General features: G+C 53.2%; 7 protein-coding genes. All 7 read left to right on the top strand.

Translation table 11 applies throughout. The annotated features are described in order from the left end of the window. Window positions 1-67 precede the first annotated feature (67 nt). Window positions 68-1,312: a class I SAM-dependent methyltransferase gene (locus PHI12_12910; protein ID MDD5511691.1), complete on the top strand. Its 1,245-nt coding sequence runs from the start codon at window positions 68-70 to the stop codon at window positions 1,310-1,312. A 2-nt stretch (window positions 1,313-1,314) separates the two neighbouring features. Then, complete coding sequence (locus tag PHI12_12905) at window positions 1,315-1,524, top strand: hypothetical protein (protein ID MDD5511690.1); 210 nt, start codon at window positions 1,315-1,317, stop codon at window positions 1,522-1,524. Between the two features lie 14 nt (window positions 1,525-1,538). After that, window positions 1,539-2,138: a hypothetical protein gene (locus PHI12_12900; protein ID MDD5511689.1), complete on the top strand. Its 600-nt coding sequence runs from the start codon at window positions 1,539-1,541 to the stop codon at window positions 2,136-2,138. Window positions 2,139-2,195: 57 nt separating this feature from the next. Beyond that, entirely contained in the window at window positions 2,196-4,892 is a 2,697-nt protein-coding gene (locus PHI12_12895; GenBank protein ID MDD5511688.1) for a hypothetical protein, read from the top strand. Further along, window positions 4,885-5,340 carry a hypothetical protein gene (locus tag PHI12_12890; GenBank protein MDD5511687.1) on the top strand — a complete coding sequence of 152 codons (456 nt, stop codon included), beginning with the start codon at window positions 4,885-4,887 and terminating at the stop codon, window positions 5,338-5,340. The genes PHI12_12895 and PHI12_12890 overlap by 8 nt, the downstream gene beginning before the upstream one ends. 3 nt (window positions 5,341-5,343) lie before the next feature. Continuing rightward, window positions 5,344-5,931, top strand: a complete 588-nt coding sequence (locus PHI12_12885) for a hypothetical protein (GenBank protein ID MDD5511686.1) — start codon at window positions 5,344-5,346, stop codon at window positions 5,929-5,931. A 21-nt stretch (window positions 5,932-5,952) separates the two neighbouring features. Then, window positions 5,953-6,185, top strand: a 233-nt coding sequence (locus PHI12_12880) for a hypothetical protein (GenBank protein ID MDD5511685.1), incomplete at its 3' end; no start/stop codon positions are given.

Here is a 6,185-nt window from a genome sequence, read left to right as displayed (position 1 = left end):
CCGCACCCTCGTCAACCAGTTGCGATCCGATTTAGTCACGCTTGGACTGATTAAGGGGAGCGCGTAAATGCATGTTTTTTTAGCGACTCCGGCTTACGACGGTAGAGTTATCCCGCAATTCGAGGAATCGCTAAAGTCGAGCCTCCGCGTTCTACGGGACGCGGGGGTTACGGCTCACTGGCAACCTCTTCCCGGATGCTGTTATCTCCCGGTTGCACGGAACTATCTCGTGAAGATGTTCCTGGAATCCGAAGCAACCGATCTCGTATTCATTGACGCCGATATCGAGTGGACCCCTGACGACCTATTGCGGCTGCTCTCATGGCCTGTAGAAATAGTTGGCGGCGCGTATCGGCACAAAACATGGGAAGAAACTTATCCGATATGGCTAAAGACCGATCCGGAAGGCAGACCCGTAATGGGCGGACTATCGGAACTAATTTCGTGCTGGGGAGTTCCGACCGGGTTTATGCGTATCGGTCGGTCGGTGTTTGCGGACATCCAGGCGAAATACGGGGAATCCCTCGAAGTGTGCGAATATACGCCGGAGGCCGAACTGCGCGAAACGTATCTGAATTTTTTCGATACAGAGAGGATAGGAAAGCAGTGGTGGGGCGAGGATTGCAATTTCTGTAGGCGCTGGGCTATCGAAATGAACCGCCCGCTGTGGGTAGATCCTCATATTAACGTCGTGCATTGGGGCAGGTCTCCGCTTGGCGCGGACCAACCATTTATAGGCAATTACCACGAGTATCTATCCAGGCTTCCAGGTGGCGCCAACGATCCGGGCTATCATGGCAATAAAATCGACGGATTTATGGCGTTGCGTGAATTGCAGTGGCTTTACAATAAAGCTCGAGAGATGGATTCGATTGTGGAAGTGGGTTGTTTTAAGGGACGGAGTGCCCACGCCCTACTTAGCGGCTGTTCCGGCTTGGTGTACTGTGTCGATCCATGGTCCACGGAATATTCGTTTGCTGACGCCTCAAATAGAGACATAAACCCTTCAGAGCACTACGAAGCGTTCATCTCCAATACGGCGGACTTTCCTAATCGTGCGGTGATTAGAAAGTCAAGCATCGAGGCCGCTAAAGACTTTACAGACAAAAGCGTTGATATGGTGTTCATCGATGGGGACCATGGCGCAGAAGCGGTAAGGGCGGACATTGCCGCGTGGTTGCCAAAGGTGCGTAAATTAATATGCGGTCATGACTATGACTATTACGGATGGCCCGAAGTCAAGCGTACCGTAGATGACATATTTGGATCTACTGTTCAATCGGACCAATCCATATGGTGGGTGGAGGTGTAACAATGGGCGGACTATTCGGGGGCACGCCGGACACTCCCAAAATACCGGCTCCCAAGGTGGACGATGCCACAACCGAAAATGCGGCCAACGCAGAAAGAATGCGTCGCATGCGCGCGTTGGGCAAACAACAGAGCATCTTCGCCGGAGAGTCGGTCGGGCGTTATGCAGGCGGCGGGTCTATGCCGACTCTGTCTAAGCTGGGAGGCAGTTAACCGGAGGGTGATAAATGGCAAGCCGTGAAGATATTTGTAACGATGCGTTGGGTCTGCTTGGCATGGACCCGATAGCCGATATTGACGATACCGACGATGCCAACGCGGTCAAGTGCAAGCAATTTTTCGATTTAACGCGAGACTCGCTATTGCGACGGCACGCTTGGGCGTTCGCTGTAACCCGGGTCGAGTTGGCTCAGTTAGAAGATGGCCCGGCGTTTGGATATACGTACGCGTACCAGTTACCGTCCGACTGTCTACGCCTTCTAGCGGCGGCGGAAGAAGGAGAGGACCTGGATTCGGCGACACTCGCTACCGCCGGATTGCAATATGCCGTGGAGGCCGGATCGGTTTTAACGGATTCCGAAACCTGTTATGCAAAATATCTCGCGCGCGTGGAAGAGACGGGCCTGTTTGATCCTCTTTTTTGCGAGGCGCTCTCCAAGGCCCTAGCGGTAAAACTTGCCAACGCATTCACGAAATCAGACGCAATAGTTCAGAAAATGGCGGCGCTTGCGGATATAGCGTACGGGCAAGCGACCACAGTCAACTGCTCTGAGGTGGGAACTGTTTCGGTACGTAAATACTCAAGTCTTGCGGATGCGAGGAATTAAATGCCTCACGCTCATGTAATTAAAACCGCATTCAACGCCGGGGAGTGGTCTCCTATTATGGAGGGCAGAGTTGACCTGGAAAAGTACGGGATGGCTTGCCGGCAGTTGCAGAATTATCTGATTACTCCGCAAGGTCCGATTGTATCTCGTCCTGGAACCCAATACATCGCCACAGCCAAGTCTAGCGCCACTAACGTATATTTGCGCCCGTTTATCTTTAGCAATACTCAGGCTTATGTCTTGGAGTTCGGTCAATATTACCTCCGTTTTTACAAAGACGGCGCTCAAATCGAATCTGGTGATCTGCCCTATGAACTAGCTACGCCGTGGCCGGCTTCAAAGATCCCCTCTCTACAGTTCGCGCAGACTGGAGATGTGATGTATATCGCTCATCCAGATTACCCGGCATACAAACTTACTAGATACGATCATGCATCGTGGAATCTCGCGGCCATCACCTGGACCGATGGACCCTATATCGATATGGCTCCGGATTCCATTAAATACATTACTCCGTCGGCAACCAGCGGCACGGGGATTACGTTGACCGCCAGTTATAACGGATCATATACGCAATTCGGAACTTATGGGGGCACCCTCGGCACGCCGGAAGCAGTGCTAACAACGACACGCCAATTCCTGGCGTATCTATTTGAGGCCCCGACTCAGGGGAAAATACACACAGTTAAATTAAACATAATCACCGCCTCTGCCGCTGCGGATTTGGCAACCGCTTATTTGTATGCGTCTGACGGCGCGAAGGCAACAGGCAGTCCTTTAGCTACTTCGGATACGCAAGACTTCAACGTTACCGGGGAGAAAACGTTTACATTTTCAACGGCCCATGAAATGACTGCGGATGCTGATTATGCAATTATAATCGGTATCGCTACCCCTGACGACCTAATTACCATTGACGTTGTGACGGATGACACCGACTATGTGTCCGGGTACGCGGCTACGGCTACGGGCGCCGTTACGGCCCTATCCTCCCGGGATTGGAGAATTGAGGTTGAATATCAACCGACCGGACTAGCGGAGCTCTTCGAGGCGGGGCACGTTGGTTCGCTCTGGAGGTTGAGGCACACAGGCAAATCGGTACAAAGAAAAATGGATGCTGTCGGAGAGTATACGGCCGCGGATATTTTTTACGGAGCATTTAATGTTGATCTAACCCCAAGCCCTTCCGACGGATGGGTAGGGCGGGCCGTACTCGAGCAAAGCAAAAACCGCGTTAGTTGGTTCTCAATTGCAGAATTTCACAGTAGTACACGCCAATCATTCTTCGAGACCGAACCGAATATGTATTACCGATGCCGGATTACGGGCCGTCAAAACGGCAATGCTACTCTGACGATTTCGCAAGCGGAGACATGGGGCGTGGTTCGAATTACGGCCGTAACCGACGGGTCTCACGCGGTGGGCGATGTGGTCGTTAAGTTGGGCGCTGCAAGCGCTACCCCGTTTTACCGCGAAGGTGCGTTTTCGGCTAAACGCGGATATCCACGCGGTCTTATGCTGCACGATGACCGGCTCTGTTTTTTCGGAACGAGCTATCAGCCGTACAGCATGTGGCGCTCATGGTCCGGGGATTACGAGAATTTCATTCCGGGGGGCGATACCGATGCGCAAGCAGACACATTCACTCTCTCGGCATTATCTAACGGCATACAATGGATACGTCCCGCCCTGAACCCGATTCTAGGCACTATCGGCGAAGAGGCCAGACTTGTGGTGCAAAAAAGCGAGCCCATGAGTGCGAGCAATCCCCCAACCCTCGATATACAATCGACTGAAGGAAGCGCTCAGAATATTGTACCGATCAAAATCGGCCCAGTATTGGTCTTTGCGGATCGCAGCCGATATAAGCTTTTAGAGCTGGCATACAGTCTCGAGACCGACAGTGTCACGCCTAGCGACTTGACCCTGTTTGCCCCCTCCATTATGACCGGCGGGATAGTAGAGTTTGCATATGCCGCCAAGCCGCACAGCAATCTCATGTGTGTTAGGTCCGACGGGGTGATGCCGTGCCTTACGTTATATCGCAAAGAGTCGGTCATGGGTTGGTCGAGGATTGTGTCCGATGGGCTTGATGGAAAGATTGAGTCTGTTTGTTCAATTCCTTCGTCTTTAGGCGATACCGCCGGACACGACGAAATATGGATGGTTGTAGCTCGAACCGTGGGAGAGACAACTACGCGGTTCATTGAACGGATGGCCGATAATTCCACAGCCTCATCGCTAACCGATTTCGTGTGCCTGGATTGTGCCGTGGTTTATTCCGGTGCAGCCGATACGGTCTTTACCGGGTATGACCATTTAGAGGGTGAAGAGATATCGGTATGCGCTGATGGGCGATATGTCGGAGACTTTACGGTAGATCAGGGGGCAATCACCCTAGAAGAAGCTGCGTCAGATGTCTGTGCCGGACTGAAGTATACCTGCATATGCGAACCAGTGCCCCTGGAGGCCGGTCTAGTGCCCGGAACGGCGCAGGCGCTTAAGAAAAAAATTGCAGAGGTAACCCTGAGATTGCTTGATACCGTGGGCGGTAAAATCGGCCCCGACGAAGCTAAGTTGCACCCGATCCCCCTTACTGCGCTCGGGGCGGATCCCCTTACCCTTGTATCCGGGGATTATCGCATTCCCTGGCACGGGCAATGGGAACAAGACGGCCGGATTCTTATTGTGCAGGACGAGCCGTACCCAAGCACAATATTAGCGGCAATCATTACGGTGACGACTAATGGGTAATTCAGTCGAGATTGTAACTTACAGGGCGGAGCACGCGGCGCAGATGAAGATCCGGGACCTAACCCCGCAGTTTCGTGACTTGATCGAAACCGATGAATACCGTTCGCTGCTTGAGACTGTTGGACCGGGATATACCTTGCTGATAGATGATAGACCCGTCGCAGCCCTTATTTTCGTGCGTTTGCGGTGGCCCGGTACGGCGGAAGCGTGCCTACTGGCCGATGAATCGATTGAGCAATACGGGCGGGTGCTTCATCGAATATGCAAGCGATGTATAGAGGACGTCATTGCAAATCATGGATTCCATCGCGTCGAGTGCCGAATTGATAAATCGTTTCATAGAAATAGCAGATGGGTTGAAAGCCTGGGATTCCGCAATGAAGGCCTAATCCATCAGTTCGGACCGAACAAAGAAGACTACATTCAATACGGATGGTGGAGGGATTAAACTATGCCCCCTTTAATGGCAATGCTTCCGGCGGCAATTGGCGGTACGGCTGCGGCGGGAACCGCGGCGGCAACAATAGTTCCGGCCTGGACGGGCATGGCGGTTGCCGCGCCGGCGGCGGCGGCGGGTAGTGGCTGGCTCTCTGCGCTGGCAACCGGAGCGTCGATACTCGGCACAGGCCTGGGTGCGGTAGGCGGTATAAGCTCCGCGATGCAGCAAGCCGATGCAATGAAGGCAAACGCTAAGGCAGCAAGGCAAGAAGCCCGAAGCATTCAGGAATCCGCAAAGGGCGAATCTTTGCGGCTCTCCCGAGAAAAGCGCCGAATGGTAGGAAAGCAAGCCAATATCATGGCCGGAGCCGGGCTGGATATCTCTTCGGGGAGTCCCTTGGACGTAATGCTTCAAACCACACGCGATTACGAGGAAGACATTCAGCTTGCCGGGTACAACGCCGATGCGGCCGCTGCGAGCAAGAGATACGAGGCGGATATTTACGACTGGGCCGCGCCGCAGCGCAGAAAGGCCGGTTGGATCGGAGCGGGCGGTACGCTGCTTTCCGGATTGGGTACATACGGCACGAGAAGATTATAAAACAATCAGGAGTAAATCATTATGAGATCTCTAATTAGCAGATTCGTTACGTGTTTTTTGGCAATAACCTTGTGCGTCTTACCATGCATGGTCTTTGCCGCCGGAACGGTCACTGGGCCAGTGGTAAAAAAGGTGCAGGTAGACGGACGAGTGCAACGTGTGGAGTTGGCCTATACGTTTACCGCCGACAGTGAAGCGGCTATGGCCAGCACAACGCTCGATCCCGCCACTTACGGGATTACCGGATGGTATCT

This window comes from Dehalococcoidales bacterium (assembly GCA_028716225.1).
Taxonomy (GTDB): Bacteria; Chloroflexota; Dehalococcoidia; order Dehalococcoidales; family UBA5760; genus UBA5760.
This window is presented reverse-complemented; position numbering and strand designations above follow the sequence as displayed.

What these genes read in the sequence shown, in the direction of transcription:
- PHI12_12910 (MDD5511691.1), top strand. Translation starts at nt 68, where the DNA reads ATGCATGTTTTTTTAGCGACTCCGGCTTACGACGGTAGAGTTATCCCG.
- PHI12_12905 (MDD5511690.1), top strand. Translation starts at nt 1,315, where the DNA reads ATGGGCGGACTATTCGGGGGCACGCCGGACACTCCCAAAATACCGGCT.
- PHI12_12900 (MDD5511689.1), top strand. Translation starts at nt 1,539, where the DNA reads ATGGCAAGCCGTGAAGATATTTGTAACGATGCGTTGGGTCTGCTTGGC.
- PHI12_12895 (MDD5511688.1), top strand. Translation starts at nt 2,196, where the DNA reads ATGGAGGGCAGAGTTGACCTGGAAAAGTACGGGATGGCTTGCCGGCAG.
- PHI12_12890 (MDD5511687.1), top strand. Translation starts at nt 4,885, where the DNA reads ATGGGTAATTCAGTCGAGATTGTAACTTACAGGGCGGAGCACGCGGCG.
- PHI12_12885 (MDD5511686.1), top strand. Translation starts at nt 5,344, where the DNA reads ATGCCCCCTTTAATGGCAATGCTTCCGGCGGCAATTGGCGGTACGGCT.